This window comes from Stappia sp. (assembly GCF_048261845.1).
In the GTDB taxonomy this organism is placed as follows: domain Bacteria; phylum Pseudomonadota; class Alphaproteobacteria; order Rhizobiales; family Stappiaceae; genus Stappia.
Genome location: NZ_JBLXFR010000033.1, coordinates 24,122 through 45,358, shown reverse-complemented (window position 1 = coordinate 45,358; position 21,237 = coordinate 24,122). Strand labels below are relative to the sequence as shown.

The window sequence follows — 21,237 nt, the reverse complement described above, 5'->3', positions numbered from 1 at the left end:
GCGTCCAGATCCACGGCGGCATGGGCTTGGTGGAGGAACCGGGTGCCGCCCAGCACCTGCGCGATGCGCGCCTCGCGCCGATCTACGAGGGCACCAACGGCATCCAGGCGATCGATCTGGTCACCCGCAAGCTGCCGCTTTCCGGCGGCGAGCACATTCGCGGCCTGATCGCCGAGCTTTCGGCGATCGCGGAAGACGCCCGCGCCGCGGGCCCCGATCTCGACGAGGCCGGCAACCGGCTGGGGCGGGCGGTCGGCAACCTGTCCGAGGCCGTCGACTGGATGCTGCAGGCGCTGGGCGAAGGGCGTCAGAGCGAGGCGCTGGCCGGCGCCACGCCCTTCCTGCGGCTGATGGGCATCGCCTATGGCGGCGCCATGCTGGTCAAGGGCGCGCTGGCCTCCCGTGGCGAGCAGTCGCCCGCTGCCGCCCGCCGGTTGCTTCTCGCCCGCTATTTTGCCGCCGCCCATCTCGCCGAGACGGCGGCGCTGAAGGAACAGGTGATTGCCGCCGCCGATACGGTGCTTGCCTATGATCCGGTCGCCTGAGGCCTGTGGTGGAGGGAACCGGGATGATCGAGATCGAACGTGACGGCGCGGTGCAGGTGATCCGCCTGAACCGGCCTTCGAAAAAGAACGCCCTGACCGGAGAGATGTACGAGACGCTTGCGGACGCTCTGGAGGCCGGCAACACGGATGACGGCATCCGCGCCCACCTTCTTCTCGGCGTGCCGGGTGCCTTCACCTCGGGCAACGACATTGGCGATTTTCTCGGTTTCGCCATGTCCGGTGGCGGCATGCAGGACGCGCCGGTGGTGCGGTTCCTGCGTGCGCTCGGACGGTGCGAGACGCCGCTCGTCGCCGGTGTCGACGGACTTGCCATCGGTGTCGGCACGACGCTGCTTTTCCATTGCGACATGATCTTCGCCAGTCCGCGCGCGGTGTTCCGCACGCCGTTCCTGGATCTCGGCCTTGTGCCGGAAGCGGGCGCCAGCCTGCTCGCCCCGCGCGCCATGGGCCATGCCCGTGCGTTCGAGCTGCTCTGCCTCGGCGAGTCCTTCGACCCGGTGCAGGCGAAGGCCGCCGGCTTCGTCAATCACATCGTCGCGGAGGAGGAGCTCGAACCGCGTGCGCGTGCCGCCGCGCAGGCGATCGCGGCCAAGCCGGCAGAGGCGATGCGGCTGTCGCGGGCCCTGCTCGTCGGCGACCGTGATGAACTGCGCGCTCGCATGGAGGAGGAGATCCTGCTCTTCTCCGAGCGGCTTGCCTCCGACGAGGCCCGCGCCGCCTTCACCGCATTCATGGACAAGGCCCGGCCAACCGGTTGAGCCGGCGGCCGCCACCGGGAGGATCGACATGTCGCTCAAGGGAAAGACGCTCTTCATCACCGGCGCCTCGCGCGGCATCGGCAAGGCGATTGCCCTGCGCGCCGCCCGCGACGGGGCCAATGTGGCCATCGCGGCGAAGACCGCCGAGCCGCATGCAAAACTGGAAGGCACCATCTACACCGCCGCCGGGGAGATCGAGGCGGCCGGTGGCCGGGCTCTGCCGCTGGTTGTCGATGTGCGCGACGAGGAGAATGTGGCGGAAGCCATGGCGCGCACCGCCGAGGCTTTCGGCGGGATCGACATCCTGGTCAACAATGCCAGCGCCATCCAGTTGACGCCGCTTGGCCAGACCGACATGAAGCGCTTCGACCTGATGCATCAGATCAACACGCGCGGCACGCTGGCCTGCTGCAAGCACGCGCTGGAGCATCTGGCCCGCGCCGACAATCCGCATGTCCTGATGCTGTCGCCGCCGCTCGACATGCAGGAGAAGTGGTTCGCCCCCTTCACCCCCTATGCCATCGCCAAATACGGCATGAGCCTCGCCGTGCTTGGTCTGGCGGGCGAACTGCGCGGCAAGGGCATCGCCGTCAACGCCCTGTGGCCGCGCACGACGATCGCCACAGCGGCGGTGCGCAACCTCATCGGCGGCGACGACATGGTCTCGAAAAGCCGCACGCCGGAGATCCTGGCCGATGCGGCCTGGGAGATCTTCACCAGCCCCTCGCGCGAGTTCACCGGCAACTTCCTGATCGACGACACGTTTCTCGCCTCGCGCGGCGTTCCCGATTTCGACCGCTATCGGGTCGACCCGTCGATGCCCCTGATGCCGGATTTCTTCGTGCCCGAGGACAGCGAGGCGCCGGCATCTCTGGGGCCTGCCGAGGGGTGAAACTCCGGTCGGGGCATGCGAAAGCGTGGCGGCGGGCGGCTACCAGCCCATCGCCTTCCAGAAAAGCGCTCCCAGGAAAGCGCCGGCGGCGAGCGCGAAGGCCAGCACGCGCCACACGGGGTGGGCGTCCTTGCGCGGACTGTGCGATTTGCCGTCGCGATCTGTCACAGGCTTGCCCGGTCAGTCGAATTCGGGGCCGCGCGGCCGGTAGGGACGCAGTTCCTTCCAGGCCCGCATCAAGGTCGCCAGTTCCTCGTCCTCTTCCTCGGGCAGGACGATGCGCAGCGTCACCAGAAGGTCTCCCCGTCCGCCGTTCTTGTTGGGCAGGCCCTTGCCTTTCAGCCGCATGGTCTTGCCGACGCGCGCGTTCGCGGCGACCGTCAGGTTGACCGCCCCGTCGAGCGTCGGCACCCGCACCTTGCCGCCGAGCACCGCCTCGTAGAGGCTGATCGGCAGATCGAGCTTCAGGTCGTCGTCGGCAGGCACGAAAAGCGGATGCCGGGCGATCCGGATCTCGACGATGGCATCGCCCGCGCTGCCGCCGTTCTCGCCGGGATGGCCCTGGCCCCGCAGCCGGATCTTCTCGCCGTCGGTCGTTCCTTCCGGCAGTTTGACGTCGAGCGCCTTGCCCGAGGGCAGCGTCACGCGGGCCTTGTGGTCATGCACCAGCTGCTCGAGCGTGACGCGGGCGGTCACCTGCGCGTCGGCGCCGCGCCTGGGCGTGGCCGCCCGTCCGCCGCCCATGCCCGCCCCCATGCCGGCGCCGCCCATGCCCGGGCCGCCCGCACCGCCGCGCGCCCGGCCGCCGAAGCCGCCGAGAATGTCGTTCAGGATATCGTCGAAGGCGCCGCCGCCCGCAGCTCCCCCCGGACCGGCCTGGCCGAAGCCGCCGCGTGCGCCGCGCGTCTGGCGGAAGATGTCGCTGTCGCCGAAACCTTCGAAGCCGTGAGCGTGGAACTTCGGCTTGCCTTCGGCATCGATCTCGCCCCGGTCGAAGCGCGCACGCTTGTCCTTGTCGCCGAGGATCTCATAGGCCTGGTTCGCTTCCGCGAAGCGTTCCTTGGCTTTGGGATTGTCTGCGTTCTGGTCCGGATGACACGTCTTGGCGAGCTTCCGGAACGCCTTCTTGATCTCGGCCTCGCTCGCAGACTTGCCGACGCCGAGGACGCTGTAGGGGTCACGCATGGTTCAGACCGCACTGATGAATGGTGGACACGGGTATACACCCGCGTGATGCTCGGGAACCATATGGTAATTGATAGGAATAAAATCCAGTAGCCTGCGAACCGCCTTTGCAGGCTGACGTCTCGATGTCAGCTTGCCTTGTCGGCGGCGCCGTCCTTGACGGTGAGGCCGATCACGGCCCAGTCGCGCATCAGGTCCTGGCAGGCGACGCCGTTATAGGCGCGCACGCCGCCGATCGTGTTGGCGGTCGTTTCGAAGCGGGCGCATCCGGTGCCATTGGCCGGCGTGTCGTCGACCAGGGCGATGATCGTGCCCGAGTTGCCGCTGATCGGATTGTTCCAGGAGAATGGCGGCTCGGCGATGCCGTCCTCGCGCGCTGTTGCTATGGCTTTGGCGATGATCGCGCGATCCTGGGCGCTGATGTCGACATCGGCGGGGTTTTGCTGCCCGTCGATGGAGCCCGTCAGGTCGAGCGGGGTTTCCGGATCGGCGCTGCCCATCGGCATCGACACGCCGCCGCATGCTCCGGCGAGCAGCGTCAGGCTCAGGACAAGCGCGATACGGTATCGGCCAATGCCGGCCTTGGCCTCGTGTCGTCCGACGGATGTCGCAATGCCGTGCCTGGATGTCATGGCGATGGGTCCCGGAGCTGTCCGCGCGTTGCCTCGCAAGCGAGGCTGTTGCGCCGTTGCAACAGGATCGGAGAAACCGATTAACAAACTGTAACCGGGGTCATTTAGCGTTTCCGTTTTGGCTGCTATGGCAGCAACTTGCACGCACCGGTGGCAGGGGGAGCCTGGCCGGTTGAACCCAATCGGAAGCCCGCACGGATCCATGCAGGTATTTGACCGCGCTCCGGAAATCATGACCGAACGCCTCTGCCTGCGTGCCTTGCGGGTGGAGGATTTCGACGCCTACCTGGCCCTGCGCCGGGACCCGCGCGTCATGCCGAAGGGCGCGCCGGAAAGCCGCGAGGAGGTCTGGTTCCGGCTGCTGCGTGCCGCCGGCCACTGGGCCGTGCTCGGCTTCGGCTACTGGGCGATCGTCGAGCGCGATGGCGGTGCCTTCGTCGGCGAGGCGGGGTTTGCCGACTATCGCCGTGATGTCACGCCGTCGCTCGAAGGCACGGCAGAGGCCGGCTGGATGATCGCGGCCGATTGCCAGGGCCGGGGCTATGCCGGCGAGGCGGTCGCCGCGATGCTGGCCTGGGCGGCCGGGAGTGTTCCGCTCCAGCGTGCCACCTGCATGATCGATGTCGGCAATGCGCCGTCGGTCGCCGTCGCCCGCCGCGCTGGCTTTTCCCCTTATGCCGAGACGAGCTACAAGGACGCGCCGGTGATCCTGTTCGAGCGCCCCTTGCGCTCCGAGAGCTGACCGCTCAGGGCCCCGGTTTCTCCAGCACCGCGCAGAACTCGCCGGCACGGTAGGGCATCCTAGCATCTGAAAACGGCGCAAAGAATCGTTCCGAGAACGGGAACACCCTTGAGCACCGCGGTCTCGTGCGATCTTGTCTCGACCCTTAGCCCGGCGTCTGTCGTCGGGTTGTAGTGGCTGACCGAGCAGTCAGGGTATCCGGTGCCGGTGGCGACACGCAGCCATTCCCGCCCCGGATCGATGTCGCCCGTCTTCCACAGAACAACGTGGGAATGGGCAAGGCTGAAGCCCTGTCCGCAGGTGACGGTGAAGCGGTACTCCGTCGCAAGGGCGGGTCCGGACTGGAGACCGGCCACCGCGACGACAGCGGCAGCAAGCGCGGTCCGGCATGCCAGGGCGCTGCGCATTGGCCCTCCGGTTCAGAAATCCGCCGGTGGCTTGGGGCGGAAATGCACCCCGGCGTTGGAGTGATCGACCTCGATGATGCCGTAGGGTAGGTCGATATCCTTCTTCACGATATAGGTCTGGCCGGTGAACAGTTTGACGGTGATCCTATAGTCACTCGTGTCCTTTCCGAACTCGAGATCAAGGTCGCCCGTAGTGGTGATCTGCCCGTCGAGAACCGGACCCGCCTTCGTTGTCGGGATGGTGCGGACCATCGGCAGCTCAAGGCTGCAGTCGACATTGCCGTCGCTGGTCCTGTTGAATGCTTCGTTTCTGTGGCCGATCTGGTGCCGCAGTACCGCGCGGCTCGCGGTCAGGCTCTCAGGATCGACGCCGCTGCAGGAACTGCCGCCCGTGTCGCGGGTTCGCTCGTGCTTGTAGTGTCCGGCGAGAATGGCTGCGGTGTCGAAGCGCCAGCCCGCTTTGAGGTCGGTCGGCGGCACGGGCTTGGTGACATTGACGAAGGAATCCTTTCCGCGCGCATTGGTGGTCGACGCGAAGGCCTTCCTCTCGGTTCGAGCTCCGGTGACGGTTGTCTCGATCTCGTAGGTGGCGAGCACTTCCGGCAGCAGCATCAAGGTGATCGTGCGCTCGACCGGTTCTCCGTTCCAGTAGCTCCACGACCACCACGGGTCGGCGGCAGCGGCGTTAAAAGCGAGGGGCAGGGTCACATATGCGGGCTCGGTTTCGGGGAAGGAAAAGGCGCTGCGCGGCAATTGCACTGTCAGCGAATTGTCCGTGTCGGCGCCGACTTCCAACTCCTCGGCTCCGCGCCTCATCGCCGGGTCGGCACCGGCTAGTCCGGGGCCCACAATGGTCAGCGGGACGACGGACGGCCCGTCCTTGGCAAGGACCCTCGGGCGATAGAACATGACCTCGGGCCGCGCGTCGACCAGCGGCAGGCGAGAGATTAGCGACGCCCAGTTCGCCGTCAGCTTGGTCATGTCGGAAACGACGATTTTCTCATTCGCTTCCAATCTCTCGATCGTGCGGGAGATGTCCCGGAAGAGCTGTCCTTCCACCACCAGGGCGGCATCCTTGCCTTCCGCGATCACGCGCAAGGCAGTTGCCTCCATGGCGTCGATGGTCTTCAACATTTGCTCGCCGAGCGCCTTGATCAGCGCATCGCCGGCCTGCTCGGCCTTGGAGGTGATGCCGTTGGCGCTGTCGCGCATGGCATCGAAAGGCTCGATCGCCAGTGTGGGGCTCGTCGAGAGAAGGGTGAAAAGCGTCGCTGCGAGAATGGATTTCCGGAAAATTGGGACAGTCATGAAACGAACTCCCCGAAAAGGCACGGCGCGATATATATCAAAAGTAGCATAAATGACTGAATTTTACAATTACTGATTGTTTTTCTCGTTGAGTGCCACGCCGCTGCGTTTCTCCAGCACCGCGCAGAACTCGCCGGCACGGTAGGGCGTCGGGTAGACCCGGTGGGCCGAAAGCCCGGTCAGTCCGAGTTCGTTCAGCCCCGTGACGATGGTGCGGAAACGCTCCGGCGTGAAGCGCCAGCCATGCACGTCCACATAGCCGCCGGCGCTTGCCTCCCATTCGTCGATCGCCGCGCGGGTCATTTGCCCGATATCGCCAGGCTCGCCGTGGTCGCCGTGCCAGTGCCGCACTGCGTCGTTGTGGGTGGTGAGCGCACGCATCTCGATGATCTTGCCAAGCCCGTGCACCCTTCGGCCTTCCATGCAGGCGGCGACCGCGTCGGCGATCGTCGAGGGGGCGATGAAATGGTCGAAACAGTAGCGGCAGTCGGGAATGACCAACGCATAGAGGCCGCCGGGCTGCAGAAGCCTCTCCACCTGCCGCAGATGCGCGACAAGATCGGGCTGGTGCTCGATCACATGCGAGGAGGCGACAAGGGCGAACCGCTCGTCGATGATGGAGAGGTCGCCAAGCGGGGACACGTAGTCGATGAGCGGAACGCCGGAGGGGTCCTCGCCGATCTCCGCTGCATAGGCGGCGAGCTGGTCATGCGTGCGGATGTCGAAATGCCGGGTGCGTGGCCCTTTCAGCATCGGCCGGTGGAAGGCGCCGATCTCCAGCGCCGGCTCGCAGGTCTGCAACGCATCGATGAACTGGCGGCGCAGGGCTTGCGGCGCGCCGACGCGCCCTTGTGCCCGCCCGCGCCGCTCGTAGTGCCGGGCAAGCGCGGCATCGCTGCGAAAGGCGAGGGCGGGATAATAGGCGCGGTAGCAGCCGGGGACGAATTCGGGCGCGAACCTGTCGCGCAGGGGCAGGTTCTCCCCCCTCTCCCTGACCGCCGCGCGCGACCAGCGGCCCCGGCTTGGCCGGCGCTTGTGGACGAGCGGCAGGATGTTGGCGTCGCGCAACCGGCGCAGCAACCGCGTGAAAGGATTGCCTGCCGGCGTCAAAGCAGCTTCTTCCAGCGAAAATAGAGGAAGGTGAGGGCCACCGAGGCAAGCATGATGCCGATCGAGAACGGGTAGCCCCAGGCCCATTTGAGCTCGGGCATGATCTCGAAATTCATGCCGTAGATGGAGGCGATCAGGGTCGGTGGCAGGAACACGACGGCCAGCACCGAGAAGATCTTGATGATCTGGTTCTGCTCCAGGTTGACGAGGCCGACCGTCGCATCGAGCAGGAAGTTGAGCCGCGCGTCGAGCCCGGAGGCATGCTCGCGGATCGAGCGGATGTCGCGTCCCAGCGCCTTCGCGGCGGTTTTCTGCTGGCCGGTCAGGCCGATGGTCTTGGCGTGCACCGAGAGGAACAGGAACAGCCGTTCCAGACTGGCGCAGGCATCGTGCATGCGCGCGATCTTCAGGCCGATCTGGCCGATCTTCTGGATGGTTGCCTTGTATTGCGCGCTCTTGCGGCTGTCGATGCCGCGCTCGAACACGTCGCTGGCGGCCGCGTCGAAGGCGCTGGAGCATTCCTCGACGACGTCCGCGGTCCGGTCGGCAATGGTATCGAGCAGCACGAAGAGGATGTCCGACGCGCCGCGAATGGGGATCGATTCGCTCTGGATGCGGCGCACGGCGACGGAGACCGACATCGGTTCGCCGTGGCGCAGCGACACCAGGCGGCCTTTTGTCGCGACAAGCGTCATCGAGGCGGTCTTGGGGTCCGGGTTGCGCGCGACCAGCGGCATCACCGCCGTCATGATCAGCGCGCCGTCCGCCTCGTAGAGCCGCTCGGACGTCTCGATCGCGGCCATTTCCTCGCGGGTCGGGATCTCGGTGCCGATCCACGCCTCGGCCAGCGACCGCTCGTCAGCGGTGGGTGTCGCAAGGTCGACCCACAAGGCGAGTTCGGGAATGCGTGTCTCGGTCGAACAGCGCACCTCGACAATCTTGCCGGCATCCAGCGTGTAAGCGGTAATCATGAGGAAACGGCTCCCGGGATGTCACGTTGTCTGTTCCGGAAACCTAGCCTGATTTCATGTCGGATTTACCGCAAAAAACCGTGTCGGGCGGAGGCCCCGCCCGTCCGGTCGCCTGTGTGACGGCGCTTACTTGGCCTTGGGCGCGGAGGCCTTGACCTTGCCCGTCTTGCAGATGTTGGCCGCCGTCACGGCATTGATGCCGACGGGCTTGTAGAGAGCGTCGAGGCTCGGGCGCGGCGCGGTCGGGGCGGCTTGGGTCACTTTGGAGGTCATCACTGGGTCCAGGTACTCGTGGCGCCGGGGATTATCCCCATTGGCATTGCGCACAAATCCGTTCCGATTTGGACAAAACTAAGGATGGCGCAAGGAAACATCTGGGCGCCAGTCACTCTTCTTATCGCCCTGTAACTTTTCGCGATTTCCGGGAGCCGGCTTGAGAAATTTTCCGTGTCCGCAAAACCCTGGAAAGAAAGACAAGAGTTTGTTTTCAACGACTTGCGAGAAGTGTGTTGGTTCCGCAACGTCTCGTGTTGCCGGTATGCAACATTACTGGGCAGTGTCGGTCGCGGCAGCGGGAGGCGGATCTCCCTCGTAGATTTCCGAAAGCTCCGGCGGCAACTCCTCCAGTTGCGGCAGCCCCGTCTGTCCCGCCTCGCTGTCGTCCACGGCGCTTTCGGCCTCGGGTTTGGTGTCCGGAAGCGGCGGCGGTCCGTCCTCGCGCGGCGGGGCGTCCGGGTCGGCCGGCGGCAGGTCCGGAAGTTCGTTGTCGTCCTCCACGGGCTCGATCGCCCCGTAGGCGGCGATCAGGACCGCGTCGAGATCCTCCAGGAAGTGGCGGATGCGCACGGCATTCGCGCCGAGGTCGTGTTCGCCGAAACGGGAAGCGGAGCGGATGTCGAAGCGGGCGCCGACCGGGTCGGGCATGATCCTCACGGCGATGTCGTCGCGAAAGGCCAAAATCAGCGAGGTTGCCACCGCCTGGAAGCGGGTCGGTTCGTCCGGCATGCCGGGGGGCAGTTCGGCCGTGATTGCCCAGCCGCTGCTGCCGGCGACCTGCAGCGCGGCCCGGTGCAGGTCGCCGGGTGCGATGCGGAAGCGGCGGGAAACGAGATCCGGGTAGACCTGCTCCTGCAGGGCGGCGCCCGAAAACGCGCGTCCGGTGGCAAGCGCGGGCGGGTTTGCCGTGTCGGTGCTGACATCGGCGAGCCGCGGATAGGTGGCGAAGGCGTACAGCGAGAAGGCGGCAGGCGCCAATGCCAGGGCGCCATAGGCGAAACCCCGGATCGCCTGAGCCCAGCCGGTGCCGCCCTTCTGCCACAGCGCGAGCGCTGCCAGCGTCGCCGCGGCGCAGGCAAAAGCGGCAAGCAGGAACCCGAAGGCGAGCAGGACGAGGAATTGCGGTGTGCCGACGAACTGGGCGCGATGCGCCAGCGCCGCGATAACCAGGATCGGCACCGCCAGCCGCCCGCTATTGGCGCTTGCCGACGCGAGCCGCGACCGGAAGATGGGCAGAACCTTGCGCATGCGGCGGGCGGGGATCCCTGTGGCGACGGACACGGACACGGGTTTCGGCACGACATGCGGACGAACGCGTTTCCATCCAACCGCTTACCATGACGGAACGGAATTGCGAACCGCCTTGTGCGAGGCGGGACGCCAGATCATTCGAGGAAGGCGTAATCCGAGAACTGTTCGCGCAGCGCGGTCTTCTTGATCTTTCCGGTCGCCGTATGCGGGATCTCCTCGACGAACTCCACGTCGTTCGGCATCCACCATTTGGCGACCCGCCCCTCGAACACCGCCATGATCGACGCCTTGTCCGGCTGCGTTCCCTCTTTGGGAACGATCACCAGAAGCGGTCGCTCGTCCCATTTCGGATGGGCGACGCCGATCACCGCCGCCTCGGCGACGTCGGGATGCAGCAGGGCCAGGTTCTCCAGGTCGATGGTCGAGATCCATTCGCCGCCGGACTTGATGACGTCCTTCGCCCGGTCGGTGATCTGCATGTAGCCGTTGGCGTCGATATGGGCGACGTCGCCGGTCTCGAAGAAGCCTTCGTCGTCGAGGGCGGCGGCATCGTCCTCCTTGAAGTAGGCACGCGAGACCGCCGGTCCGCGCACCTTCAGCCGGCCGAAGGTGCGCCCGTCCCAGGGGCGCTCGTCATCGTCGTCCCCGGTGACCTTCATCTCCACGGTGAAGGGGGCGATGCCCTGCTTCTCCTGCAGGTCGAGCATTGCCTCGCCGGCAAGGTCCGCGACCTCCTCCTTGATCGCGCAGACCGTGCCGAGCGGGCTCATCTCGGTCATGCCCCAGGCATGCTTGACCCGCACGTCGTAGACATCCTCGAAAGCCCTGGTGATGGCGCGCGGGCAGGCCGATCCGCCGATCACGACCCGGTCGAGATGGGGCAGGCTCTTGCCGCTCTTTTCCAGATATTGCAGCAGCATCAGCCAGACGGTCGGCACCGCTGCGGTCAGCGACACGCGCTCGCCGTCGAGCAGTTGCCAGATTGCCTCGCCGTCCATGCGCGGCCCCGGCATCACCATGGCGGAGCCGTTGAGCGGCGAGGAAAAGGCGAGCGACCAGCCATTGGCGTGGAAGAACGGCACCACCGGCATCACCCGGTCGCGGGCCGAAAGCCCGAGCATGTCGGGCACCGAGGCGGCCATCGCGTGCAGCACGTTGGAGCGGTGCGAATAGACGACGCCCTTCGGGTTTCCGGTGGTGCCGGAGGTGTAGCACATGCCGGCAGCGGCGTTCTCGTCGAGCTCCACCCAGGCGAAGTCGCCGTCGCTCTCGGCAAGCCACTCCTCATAGGGCACGAGATCAAGGGAACTTTCCGGCAGATGCGCCGCATCGCTCAGGACGATGATCTTCTCGATGGTGACGAGCTGTGGCCGGATCTTCTCGACGATCGGCAGGAAGGTGAGATCGACGACAAGAAAGCGGTCCTCGGCGTGGTTGATGATCCAGGCGATCTGGTCGGGGAAGAGGCGCGGGTTGACCGTGTGATAGATGGCGCCGATGCCGAGCAACCCGTACCACACCTCCATGTGCCGCCAGGTGTTCCAGGCCAGCGTCGCCACCCGGTCGCCCTCGCGGAGGCCGTCGGCCTGCAGCCGCTTTGCCAGTTGCAGCGCACGCGCATGCATCCGGGCATAGGTGGTGCGGTGGATCGGTCCCTCGACGGAGCGCGAGACGATTTCCCGGTCCGGGTGGTTGCGCGCGGCGTGGTCCAGAATCCGGGTGCAGGTCAGCGACCAGTCCTGCATCAGGCCTGGCATGACGGGCTGTTGCATGTGTTCCTCCGGCAAGTGCCTCTTGTGGCGAGGTTTTCTTGTGGGGAGGAGCATAGCATCGGCAACCGGGGCGCTGTCCAGCGCGAGCGTTGCACGCTGCCCGCCCAAACGCCTAGCCAGCGCGTTCGGCCTCGATCCAGGCCAGCGCCTCGCTCAGCGATGCGGCGACATGGTCGGCATGCGGGGCGAGTATCTCGGCGCCGACCGTTCCGGTGGTGACCGCCAGCGTGCGGGCGCCCGCGGCGCGCCCGGCATGCATGTCATGCACGCTGTCGCCGACCATGACGACCGAGGCCGGATCGAGGGCAAGCGCCTTGCAAAAGCCCGTGACCATGCCGGGAGCCGGCTTGGCGCCATGCCCGCTGTCGAAGCCGATGATCGCGGAAAAGCGGTCGCTGATGCCCATCGCCGCGAGCTGGGCGCGGGCCGAGGCTTCCGAATCGTTGGTCGCGACGCCGAGCGGCAGGCCGTGGACGGCCAGCCGGTCGAGCATCGGTATCAGGTCGTCGAACGGCGAGAGATAGGGCAGGCTCATGTCGCCGATGCGGGCATTGATGTCATCGGCCAGCGCCTGCGGGTCGGGCAGTCCGAGGATTTCGGCGAAGGCGTCGACAATGTCGTCGTTGGAGCCGGCGACAAGCACGGAATCGGGCGCGAAGCGCCGTGCCGGCAGGTCGAAACCGGCAGCCTCCGCCAGCCGCTCGGCGATTGCCGTATCGCCGCGCGACAGTTCGCTCATCAGCACATGGAAGGTCGGCGCCCAGGTGCCCTGGAAGTCGATCAGCGTGCCGTCCTTGTCGAACAGGACCGCTTCTATCGTCGCCATCGTCAGGCCGCCCGTCCGAGCGCCAGCGGCAGCAACTCAGTCATGGCGTCGATGACGACATCCGCCTCCTCTTCCAGCGCGGGGCGCTCGATGGCGCCGGTGGTGACCGCGATGCGGAACATGCCGGCGGCCTTGGCCGCATGCATGTCGTGGAGACTGTCGCCGACCATGGCGATTTCCTGCGGCGCGAAGCCGGTGTGGCGGGCGAAGGCAAGGAGCTGGCCGGGTTCCGGCTTGGAGCCGTGACCGCTGTCGTAGCCGGCCAGGAACCCGAAGGCATCGCCGAGGCCAAGCGCATGCATCTGCTTGCGTGCCGAGGCTTCCGTGCCATTGGTGGCGATGCCCATCGGCAACCCGCCGGCATGGATCGCCTTGAGCGTGTCGACCACGCCGTCAAAGGGCGTGATGGTGCGGTCGCAATGTTGGAGCAGCGTCGTCTCGATCCGCTCCAGCATCGCTTGCGGGTCGGGCTCGCCGATCACCTCCGCCCAACCGGCGGAATAGTCGGCCGGCGACTGGACCTTCAGAACGGACGGTCCGGTGAAACAGCCGCGCTCCACGTCGAACATCGCAAGGTCCTGAAGAACGGACAGGATGTCCGGGTCGCCGCCGGCAAGGTCGCGCAGCACATGCGAAATGGCTGGTCCCCAGGTGCGGTCGAAGTCGGTCAGCGTGCCGTCGCGGTCGAAGAGTACGGCCTTGATGCGCATAGGGGTCGGTCCGTCGGAAGGAAGGTCGGGTTGCGTCCGCAGGTCGGTCGGGGCTGGCGAGGGACATTCGGGAAACCGGAGACAGTGAGATGCCACGTTCCCCGTCTTTCGTCAAAGCCGCAGGAGCTCAGGTGGCGGCAAGTCTGCTTGCCAGGGTCACCGGTGTGTCGCGGGACCCGTCCTCGCAGCGCACGAGACCGCGCTCCACCAGCCATTCGACCTGCGCGAGCACGGAGAGTGCCGCCGCGCCATGCAGGGCCGGATCGACATCGGCATAGATCGTGGCAACCATCTCCGGAATCGTCTGCGCGCCCGCGGTCAGGCGGTCGAGAATCGCCTGCTCGCGCTTGCGGCGATGCGCCGCGAGCCCCGCGACATAGGTGGCCGGATCCTCCACCGGACCGCCATGGCCGGGCAGGTAGCGCGTGTCGGTGCGTTCGGCCAGCCGGGCGAGCGAGGCCATGTAGGCGCTCATCGCGCCGTCCGGCGGGGCGACGATCGAGGTCGACCACGCCATCACGTGGTCGGCGGAGAAGAGGATGCCGCCCTCATCGAGCGCGAAGGCGAGATGGTTGGCGGTGTGTCCGGGGGTTTCCACCGCCGTCAGGCAAAGCCCGTCGACAACGAGCGTGTCGCCATCCTTCAGCTCGCGGTCGGGGCGGTGCGCGCTGTCGGCACTGGCGTCGAGCGGATTGCGCTCGCCCGCGTTGAGTGGCCGCGCGGCGCGGGGCGGCCCGCAGCCGACGATCGGCGCGCCGGCCATCGCTTTCAGAAGCCGCGCGCCGGGGGAATGGTCCATATGGGTATGCGACACGAGGATCGCGGCGATGCGGCCTTCGCCGGCCGCCGCCACCAGCCGGTCCATGTGCGCCGCGTCGGCGGGGCCGGGGTCGAGCACCGCCACTTCGGCGCGTCCGATCAGGTAGCTGTTGGTGCCGTGCCATGTGAACGGACCGGGATTATGCGCTGTGAGGCGGCGCACGGCTTTCGCAATTTCCACCGCAATGCCGTGCCGGGGGTCGAAATCGCGGTCATGTTGCAGGGAAACCATGGTTTCGGCGGTCCGTGTCTGATTTTCGTTTTTGCATATACGAAAACGGGGTTTTCCCGGCAAGTGTGCATGCCGGTATCAAAACGCTGAAAAGCCGGCTAATCTTTGGGTTGCATCCTTTTTTCTGCGGAAATAACGTCGGGATTGCATGAAGGGGCGGTCGTTGAAGACCGACGTTGCGACCGGTGGGCGCTTGCCGCTCTGTTGCGGGCTGTCGGCCGGCTCCGTTCCTTCCATGTCATACTATCGTTGTCAATTTGACCTAAGGCCGAGCGAGCGACGCGGGAGGAGACCCGCCATACCGTCGCCGCTCACAGAACCAATGAAACGGAGAGGTCCGACATGTCCATTTCCCGTCGTTCGGTGCTCAAGGGCTCCGCAGCCGCATCGGCGCTGCTTGCCGCACCCGCCATCCTCAAGGCCGGCGACGCGCTCGCGTCCTCGGGCCAGGTCAATGTTTTCGCCTGGGGCGACTACATCCAGCAGAACATGATCGACAAGTTCGAAGGCGACACCGGCATCAAGGTGAACCTGTCGACCTACGGCTCCAACGACGAGGCCGAGCAGAAGCTCAAGGCCGCCGGCGGCAAGGGCTTCGACGTGATCTTCCCCTCGATCACCAACGGCAACAACTACTATCCCGAAGGCCTGCTGGCGCCGCTCGACGAGAGCAAGCTGAAGCTCGACGCCCTGATCCCCTCGATGCTGCGCGACAGCGTCCAGCTCGGCGGCACCTATCGCGGCAAGCGCATGCTGCTGCCGTTCAACTGGGGCACCGAGGCGATCACGCTCGACAGTTCGGCCTTCAATGCCGAGGACGTCTCCTACGGCACGATGTGGTCGCCCGAGGCCGCCGGCAAGGCTGCCTTCCGTCAGAAGTCGGTGATCATGGGCGTGGGCCTCTACCTCGACGCCACCGGCGAGGTGAAGTCGAACCGCATGCTCGACGTCTACAAGACCGAGGATGATGCCCGCCGCGTGTGGGACGCCTGCGCCAAGTTCATCATCGAGCGCAAGGCCAACATCGCCGCGTTCTGGAACAACGCCACCGAGGCGACCAATGCCTTCAAGCAGGCCGGCGCCACCATCGGCCAGACCTGGGACACCACGGGCCTTCTTTTGAACCGCGAAGACGCCAAGTGGAAGTACCGCATGCCCAAGGAAGGCGGCATCACCTGGATGGACTCCATGGGCGTGCCGTCCGGCGCGGAGAATGTCGATCAGGGCTATGCCTTCCTGAACGCCATGCTCGATCCGCAGATGGCGGGTCTCCTGGCCATGAACACCGGCTACAACTCGGCTGTTGCCGGCGCGGCCGACCATGCGGGCGACAATTACAAGGCCCAGTTCGCCGACGTCTACAATGCCGACAACCTTGCCAATCTGTGGTGGTGGCAGGCCGACACGCCGTGGTTCGCCACGCTGCGTCAGGAATATGTCGACAAGATCACCAACGCCTGAGGCGTGACCTGATCCTGCGGATCGCGGCGTCCTGCCGCGATCCGCGTCCTTTGCGGGAGCGCCGCTCCCGCCCGCGTGCGAAATGAGGGGCTCATGCACGGACAAGACGTCGTTCTCGATGGCGTGTCGATGCGGTTTGGCGATTTCACCGCCGTCCAGCAGACCGACCTGACGGTCAATGCCGGGGAATTCTTCTCCATTCTCGGTCCCTCCGGCTGCGGCAAGACGACCATTCTGCGCATGGTTTCCGGCTTTCTCGACCCCAGCGCCGGCGACGTGCGCATCGGCGGCAGGAGCATGACCGGCATCCGCCCCAATGCGCGCCCGACCGCGCTGATCTTCCAGAACCTGGCGCTCTTTCCCCTGATGAGCGTGTGGGAAAACGTTGCCTTCGGTCTCGAGGCGCGCGGCGTCTCGAAGAAGGAGCGGCGCCGGCGCGCCGAGGAACTGCTCGCCATGGTCGCGCTGACCGGCCAGGGCGAGAAGAAGCCGACCGAATTGTCCGGCGGCCAGCGCCAGCGCGTCGCCATCGCCCGCGCGCTTGCGGTGGAGCCGTCCGTGCTGCTCCTCGACGAGCCGCTTTCCGCGCTCGACCTCAAGCTTCGCCAGCACATGCGCAGCGAGCTCAAGGACCTGCAGCGTAAGACCGGGGTCACCTTCATCTACATCACCCATGACCAGGGCGAGGCGCTGACCATGTCCGACCGCGTCGCCGTGATGAATCGCGGCGTTGTGGAACAGGTCGCCTCCTCCGACGACATCTACAACCGTCCCGCGACCCCTTTCGTTGCCAGTTTCGTCGGCGAGCAGAATGTCTTTTCCGGGCGCGTCACCGCCACCTTCGACGGCCAGGTCGAGGTGGAGACGGAGCTCGGCACGTTCCGCGGGCTCGACCGGAACGGGCTGGCGGTCGGCGATGAGGCACTTGCCATGGTGCGCCCCGAGCGGGTGTGGCTGGGCAACCGCAGCGACGGCGTCGCGCCCGCTGGCGGGGGAGCCCACAACCGGCTGGTCGCGCGCTTGCAGAGGCGCGACCTGGAAGGTCCGCTCATCAACCTGCATCTGGATGCTGCCGGCCAGGCGATCCAGGTCAACCTGCACAATACCGGCGATGCCGGGCTGGGCTCCGACGAGGAGCAGACATTGCTTTTTTCCGCCGAGGACACGCTGGTGATGCGGCACTCGTCGGCTCTTGCCGAGCGGGCCTGACGCCATGGCCTCGCTGATCAGGAGTTATGGAAAAGGGCTGACGGCGGTTTTCCTGCTGCTGACCGCGGGTTGGATCGCGCTGCTCATCGTGCTGCCGCAGGCGCGCCTGATCGAGCGCGCCTTCACCTATACCGACCGCGCGGGCGAGGCCGCGACCCTGTCGCTGGAGATCGACCGCGCCTATACGCGCGTCTTCGAGATCGACACGGACCTGCGCGACCTGCGCCGTGACCTGGAGGGCGGCTCCGCGCCGGCCGGCGGGGCCGCGGGCGGACTAGTGCCGTCTCCGTCGCTGACGCCGTCGCTGCCATCGCCCTCGCTTCCCGCCGCCCCCTCGCTGACGCCAAGCCCCTCGCTGACGCCGAGCCCGTCACTCGTGCCGACGCCGGGCGCCGCGCCCAGCCCCTTCGCGCCGTCCGCCGCTCCGGTGCTGCCGCCGGCGGAGATCGAGGCGCGCATCGCGGAACTCGAGGCGGAGAAGGCGGAGCTGCAGACGCGCCTCGCCGGGCTTGAGGAGGAGGAATCCTCGAACAATTCGGCTGTCGGCATCAACGAGACCTATTCGCTCCAGAACTTCACCAACATGAGCGATATCCATTTCCGGATCTTCGTCTCGACCCTGTTCTATGCGCTTTGCGTGACGGTGCTGGCCTTCGTCGTGTGCTACCCGGTCGCCTATGCGGCGGCGACGACGAAGAGCGCCAACAAGCTCGCGCTTCTGATGCTCGGCCTTGTCATCCCCTACGCGATCAACGAGCTGCTGCGCATCTTTTCCTGGGTGATGATCCTGGAGAAGAACGGCATCCTCAACGGGGTGCTCGACGCCATCGGCCTCATCGACATGCAGGCCGGCGAGGGCATCCGTTTCGTCGCCTCCAACGGCGCCGTCTTCACCGTGATGGTCTATGCCTATGTGCTGTTCATGGTGTTCCCGATCTACAACACGATAGAGACGCTGGATCGCAACCAGATCGAGGCGGCGCGCGATCTGGGCAGCGCCACCTGGCGCATCCACTGGCGCATCGTCCTGCCGCATGCGAAACCCGGCATCGCGGTCGGCGCGATCATGACCTTCATGCTGTCCGCCGGTTCCATCGCCGTGCCGGAGATTGTCGGTCGCGGCCTGCATCCCGACTGGTTCGCGCAGGTCATCTACCGCCGTTTCTTCGAGGCCGATTCCTGGAACGAGGGCGCCGCCTATTCGCTGGCGCTGCTGGTCGCCTGCATCGCCTTCGTCCTCGTCAACATGGCCGTCTTCAAGGTCGGCATCAGGGATATCGCCAAATGAGTGTCGCGACCCTCGAGAACACGCCGGGCGCCGCCGCCGCGCCGCGCCGCAAGGCGAGGGACTGGTCGGACGCGATCCTGTCGCTCTACCTGCTCATCTTCTTCGCCTACATGTTCCTGCCGCTGCTGTTCATGGTGGCGGCCGCCTTCAACGCCAATCCGACGCCGTCGGTCACCGACTGGCAGGGGTTCACGCTGCAGTGGTTTGCAGCGCTCCCCGGCGACAGCCGCTTCGTCACCGGCCTGTTCTATTCGCTGCAGATCGCGGCCGGCGTCATCGTCATCGCCATCCCGCTCGGTCTTGCCGGCGCCCTGGTGCTGACACGGCTCAGCTCCGGTGCCTCGACGCTGCTCTACACGGTGCTCGTCTCGCCGATCCTGACGCCCGGCATCGTGCTCGGCGCGACCACCATGATCTTCTGGCGCGACGCTTTCGGCATCGAGGCGGGCCTTCTCACCGCGACCATCGCCCAGGCTGCCTTCATCGCCTCCTATTGCATGCTGATGTTCATGGCCCGGCTGCAGCGCCAGGACCGGGCGCTGGAAGAGGCGGCGCTGGATCTCGGCGCCTCCTCGATCCTCGTCTTCCGCCGCATCACGCTGCCCTTTTTGATGCCGACGGTCCTGACCGCCTCGGTCCTTGCCTTCCTGCAGTCGATCGAGAACTACAACACGACCTTCTTCGCCATCGGCCCGCAATGGACGCTGGTGACGGAGATCGGCGCGCGCATGCGCTTCGGCCTGTCGCCGGTGATCAACGTGATCGGTGTCATTTTCGTGCTGATCACCATCATCGCCGCGACGAGCTGGGTTCTCGCCAAGCGCCGCGCCCGGCCCGAATGATCCTGTTCCCCCTGGCGGTTGACGCCGGACGGCAATGCCTGCAACCCTTTCGATGTCCTTTCCGGTGGCGCGAAAACGCACCGGCCGCCACCTGAACCCAGTCCCTCCGGGAGCCGACATGTCCGACGCGGACGCCCCAATCGTTCTCACCCGGTCCCTGCCGCTGTCGCGCGAGGCCGCGTTCGACCTCTTTGTCGAGCGGATCGGCGAATGGTGGCCGCGTGACTACACCTTCTCGCGCGATCCCGCCGCCGACCTGTCGATCGAGCCGGTCCTGGGCGGTGCCTGTTCCGAGCAGGTGCCGGGCGGCGCCCGTCTTGTCTGGGGCACGGTTCTGTCCATCGAGCCGCCGCTGTTCCTGCGCCTTGCTTGGCAGATTTCGCCAGACAGGCAGTTGATCGCCGACCCTGCGGCCGCCAGCCGCGTGGTCGTCGAGTTCCGCGCCATGGCCGACGGCACGCTTGTCGAGCTGACCCATCGCGACTTCCTGCGCCATGGCGAGGCCGGGGAGGGGTACCGTGCGGCGATGGCCTCGCCCGAGGGCTGGCCCTTCTGCCTTGACGCGCTGGTCGCAGCCGCCGCGCGCAAGCCGTCGCCGCGATGAAGCTCGCCTTCCGCTGCCTGCCGGAGCTGGTCGGCCATGTGCCCGAGCCCGTTCCCGCGCGCGCCAGCCTGCCGGACTGGCTGAAGGCGGTGCCTTCCCTCGTTGCCAGCGAGACCCTTGGCGGCGCGGATGTGAGGACGCTGAAGCACTGCCCGCCGCTCGTCGACGCACTGGCGCAAGGCGTGATGTTCCGGCTCGCCGCCGACCTCATGGTCGAGGACGGCGAAATCTCCTGGGACTGGTCGCCGCCACCCGCGCCCCATGCCCGCCAGACCCGCTCGCCGGTCGGCCTGCATGTGCCGGAGCAGATGGCCGGTGTTCCCTTCGGCCTGCCCGCCGGGCAGTTTGTCGTCAAGTTCACCAATTTCTGGACCGTGGCGGCGCCCGATGGCGTGTCGCTTCTCTTCACCCATCCGCTCAACCGCGAGGACCTGCCGTTCCGCACCCTTGCCGGCCTTGTCGACTGCGACCGCTATCGTGACGGCTTCGTCCATTTCCCGGCCATCTGGCGCGATAGCGGCTTTTCTGGCCGGCTTCCCGCCGGCACGCCGGTGGCGCAGGGCTTTCCCCTGCGCCGCGAGGCGCTGGAACTTGATATCGGCGCGATGGATGCGGGCGAACTTGCTCGCCACGGCAAGGTCCAGGACGGGTTGCAGGATGACCCGGGTCTCTACCGCAAGGCCTTTCGCGCCCCGCGCGAGAGGTGAGGCGGGTCAGCCGCCCTCTCCGGAAGCAGCGCGCGTGAGCGCCTGGCTTGCCAGCGGGATCCGGCCTCTGGGCCCCTGGGTCATTGCCTTCAGCAGGCGCGCTCTCAGGTCCGGACGCTCGCCATGGAGCGCCCGCAGGTCGGCAAGGCCGCTGTCCTGCCCAAGCCGCAGCTTGGCCTCGGCCGCGCCGATCCGTGCGTCCATGTCGTCCTTGCGCAAGGTGCTGGCCCGGGCAAAGGCCTCCGCCGCGCCCTCCGCGCGGTCCAGCCGCAAGCGCAGCCGGGCAAGGTTGAGCCAGCCGTCCGCATCGTCCGCGACGCGCGCCGTATAGGCGGCAAAGCCGGCTTCCGCCTCCTCGATCCGCCCGAGCTCCATCTGCGCCGATGCCTTCTCGAACAGCGCGTTGACGTGGTCCGGTGCGTGTTTCAACGCCGAGCCGAACGCGGCAAGCGCATCCTCGGGGCGCTCCATCCGGCGCAGCACGAGACCCAGGTTGTAGTGCAGGGAGGCGTTCTTCGGATCGGCGCGCAGCAGCCGGGCAAGGGCCTTTCGCGCGCCTGGCCAGTCCTGCGCGGCGAGTGCGCGCGGCAGGGCTTCGGCAGCCTGTGCGGGTGTCATCTGGTGACCGCCTCCATCGGGAAAATGCCCTCCGCCGCAAGCCGCGGTGCC

General features: G+C 66.7%; 24 protein-coding genes. 10 read left to right on the top strand and 14 right to left on the bottom strand.

Translation table 11 applies throughout. The features are described 5' to 3' along the window. From ACN0T5_RS14045 to ACN0T5_RS14035, 3 genes are all read left to right on the top strand, one after another. On the top strand, positions 1-545 hold a 545-nt coding region (locus ACN0T5_RS14045; protein WP_417769229.1), incomplete at its 5' end, for an acyl-CoA dehydrogenase. A gap of 23 nt (positions 546-568) precedes the next feature. Next, positions 569-1,324 carry a crotonase/enoyl-CoA hydratase family protein gene (locus ACN0T5_RS14040; RefSeq protein WP_417769228.1) on the top strand — a complete coding sequence of 252 codons (756 nt, stop codon included), beginning with the start codon at positions 569-571 and terminating at the stop codon, positions 1,322-1,324. Between the two features lie 28 nt (positions 1,325-1,352). Continuing rightward, positions 1,353-2,216: an SDR family oxidoreductase gene (locus ACN0T5_RS14035; protein ID WP_417769227.1), complete on the top strand. Its 864-nt coding sequence runs from the start codon at positions 1,353-1,355 to the stop codon at positions 2,214-2,216. Positions 2,217-2,255: 39 nt separating this feature from the next. Here the strand turns inward: ACN0T5_RS14035 and ACN0T5_RS14030 are convergent, their stop codons facing one another. The 3 genes from ACN0T5_RS14030 to ACN0T5_RS14020 form a co-directional block, all read right to left on the bottom strand. Then, entirely contained in the window at positions 2,256-2,384 is a 129-nt protein-coding gene (locus ACN0T5_RS14030) for a hypothetical protein (protein WP_417769226.1), read from the bottom strand. 12 nt (positions 2,385-2,396) lie between these two features. Next, entirely contained in the window at positions 2,397-3,401 is a 1,005-nt protein-coding gene (locus ACN0T5_RS14025; protein WP_417769225.1) for a DnaJ C-terminal domain-containing protein, read from the bottom strand. 128 nt (positions 3,402-3,529) lie between these two features. Further along, positions 3,530-4,033, bottom strand: a complete 504-nt coding sequence (locus ACN0T5_RS14020; RefSeq protein WP_417769224.1) for an RT0821/Lpp0805 family surface protein — start codon at positions 4,031-4,033, stop codon at positions 3,530-3,532. 232 nt (positions 4,034-4,265) lie between these two features. Between ACN0T5_RS14020 and ACN0T5_RS14015 the strand changes: the two genes are divergently transcribed. Beyond that, the gene (locus tag ACN0T5_RS14015; protein ID WP_417769223.1) at positions 4,266-4,775 is read left to right on the top strand and encodes a GNAT family N-acetyltransferase; all 510 of its coding nucleotides are present in this window, start codon (positions 4,266-4,268) and stop codon (positions 4,773-4,775) included. 59 nt (positions 4,776-4,834) lie between these two features. On the opposite strand, the gene ACN0T5_RS14010 is transcribed toward ACN0T5_RS14015, so the two are convergent. From ACN0T5_RS14010 to ACN0T5_RS13965, 10 genes are all read right to left on the bottom strand, one after another. After that, positions 4,835-5,182: a hypothetical protein gene (locus tag ACN0T5_RS14010; protein ID WP_417769222.1), complete on the bottom strand. Its 348-nt coding sequence runs from the start codon at positions 5,180-5,182 to the stop codon at positions 4,835-4,837. Positions 5,183-5,194: 12 nt separating this feature from the next. Then, a complete protein-coding gene (locus ACN0T5_RS14005; protein ID WP_417769221.1) occupies positions 5,195-6,490 on the bottom strand; it encodes a hypothetical protein in 1,296 nt (431 codons plus the stop codon). Between the two features lie 69 nt (positions 6,491-6,559). Next, complete coding sequence (locus ACN0T5_RS14000; RefSeq protein WP_417769220.1) at positions 6,560-7,600, bottom strand: class I SAM-dependent methyltransferase; 1,041 nt, start codon at positions 7,598-7,600, stop codon at positions 6,560-6,562. Further along, complete coding sequence (locus ACN0T5_RS13995) at positions 7,597-8,571, bottom strand: magnesium transporter CorA family protein (protein WP_417769219.1); 975 nt, start codon at positions 8,569-8,571, stop codon at positions 7,597-7,599. Before ACN0T5_RS13995 ends, ACN0T5_RS14000 begins: the two co-directional genes overlap by 4 nt. Positions 8,572-8,697: 126 nt before the next feature. Next, positions 8,698-8,844 (bottom strand): hypothetical protein, encoded by a 147-nt coding sequence (locus ACN0T5_RS13990; RefSeq protein WP_417769218.1) that lies wholly within the window; start codon positions 8,842-8,844, stop codon positions 8,698-8,700. Positions 8,845-9,117: 273 nt separating this feature from the next. Further along, entirely contained in the window at positions 9,118-10,095 is a 978-nt protein-coding gene (locus ACN0T5_RS13985; protein WP_417769217.1) for a DUF1499 domain-containing protein, read from the bottom strand. A gap of 137 nt (positions 10,096-10,232) precedes the next feature. Next, positions 10,233-11,855 (bottom strand): long-chain-fatty-acid--CoA ligase, encoded by a 1,623-nt coding sequence (locus ACN0T5_RS13980; protein ID WP_417769230.1) that lies wholly within the window; start codon positions 11,853-11,855, stop codon positions 10,233-10,235. A gap of 127 nt (positions 11,856-11,982) precedes the next feature. After that, positions 11,983-12,696, bottom strand: a complete 714-nt coding sequence (locus ACN0T5_RS13975; protein ID WP_417769216.1) for an HAD family hydrolase — start codon at positions 12,694-12,696, stop codon at positions 11,983-11,985. A gap of 2 nt (positions 12,697-12,698) precedes the next feature. Further along, positions 12,699-13,406, bottom strand: coding sequence for an HAD family hydrolase (locus ACN0T5_RS13970; RefSeq protein WP_417769215.1), 708 nt, complete (start codon positions 13,404-13,406; stop codon positions 12,699-12,701). 127 nt (positions 13,407-13,533) lie between these two features. Next, positions 13,534-14,457: an MBL fold metallo-hydrolase gene (locus tag ACN0T5_RS13965; RefSeq protein ID WP_417769214.1), complete on the bottom strand. Its 924-nt coding sequence runs from the start codon at positions 14,455-14,457 to the stop codon at positions 13,534-13,536. Positions 14,458-14,799: 342 nt separating this feature from the next. On the opposite strand from ACN0T5_RS13965, the gene ACN0T5_RS13960 reads away from it, so the two are divergent. The 6 genes from ACN0T5_RS13960 to ACN0T5_RS13935 all read left to right on the top strand — a co-directional run bounded on the left by ACN0T5_RS13960 (position 14,800) and on the right by ACN0T5_RS13935 (position 20,568). Continuing rightward, positions 14,800-15,918 (top strand): extracellular solute-binding protein, encoded by a 1,119-nt coding sequence (locus tag ACN0T5_RS13960; RefSeq protein WP_417769213.1) that lies wholly within the window; start codon positions 14,800-14,802, stop codon positions 15,916-15,918. A gap of 93 nt (positions 15,919-16,011) precedes the next feature. Continuing rightward, the gene (locus ACN0T5_RS13955) at positions 16,012-17,127 is read left to right on the top strand and encodes an ABC transporter ATP-binding protein (protein WP_417769212.1); all 1,116 of its coding nucleotides are present in this window, start codon (positions 16,012-16,014) and stop codon (positions 17,125-17,127) included. A gap of 4 nt (positions 17,128-17,131) precedes the next feature. Beyond that, positions 17,132-18,415: an ABC transporter permease subunit gene (locus ACN0T5_RS13950; protein WP_417769211.1), complete on the top strand. Its 1,284-nt coding sequence runs from the start codon at positions 17,132-17,134 to the stop codon at positions 18,413-18,415. Beyond that, the gene (locus tag ACN0T5_RS13945) at positions 18,412-19,257 is read left to right on the top strand and encodes an ABC transporter permease (RefSeq protein ID WP_417769210.1); all 846 of its coding nucleotides are present in this window, start codon (positions 18,412-18,414) and stop codon (positions 19,255-19,257) included. The genes ACN0T5_RS13950 and ACN0T5_RS13945 overlap by 4 nt, the downstream gene beginning before the upstream one ends. A gap of 118 nt (positions 19,258-19,375) precedes the next feature. Beyond that, positions 19,376-19,861, top strand: a complete 486-nt coding sequence (locus ACN0T5_RS13940) for an SRPBCC family protein (protein ID WP_417769209.1) — start codon at positions 19,376-19,378, stop codon at positions 19,859-19,861. After that, positions 19,858-20,568 carry a hypothetical protein gene (locus tag ACN0T5_RS13935; RefSeq protein WP_417769208.1) on the top strand — a complete coding sequence of 237 codons (711 nt, stop codon included), beginning with the start codon at positions 19,858-19,860 and terminating at the stop codon, positions 20,566-20,568. The genes ACN0T5_RS13940 and ACN0T5_RS13935 overlap by 4 nt, the downstream gene beginning before the upstream one ends. A gap of 6 nt (positions 20,569-20,574) precedes the next feature. On the opposite strand, the gene ACN0T5_RS13930 is transcribed toward ACN0T5_RS13935, so the two are convergent. After that, positions 20,575-21,186: a tetratricopeptide repeat protein gene (locus ACN0T5_RS13930; RefSeq protein WP_417769207.1), complete on the bottom strand. Its 612-nt coding sequence runs from the start codon at positions 21,184-21,186 to the stop codon at positions 20,575-20,577. Positions 21,187-21,237 lie beyond the last annotated feature (51 nt).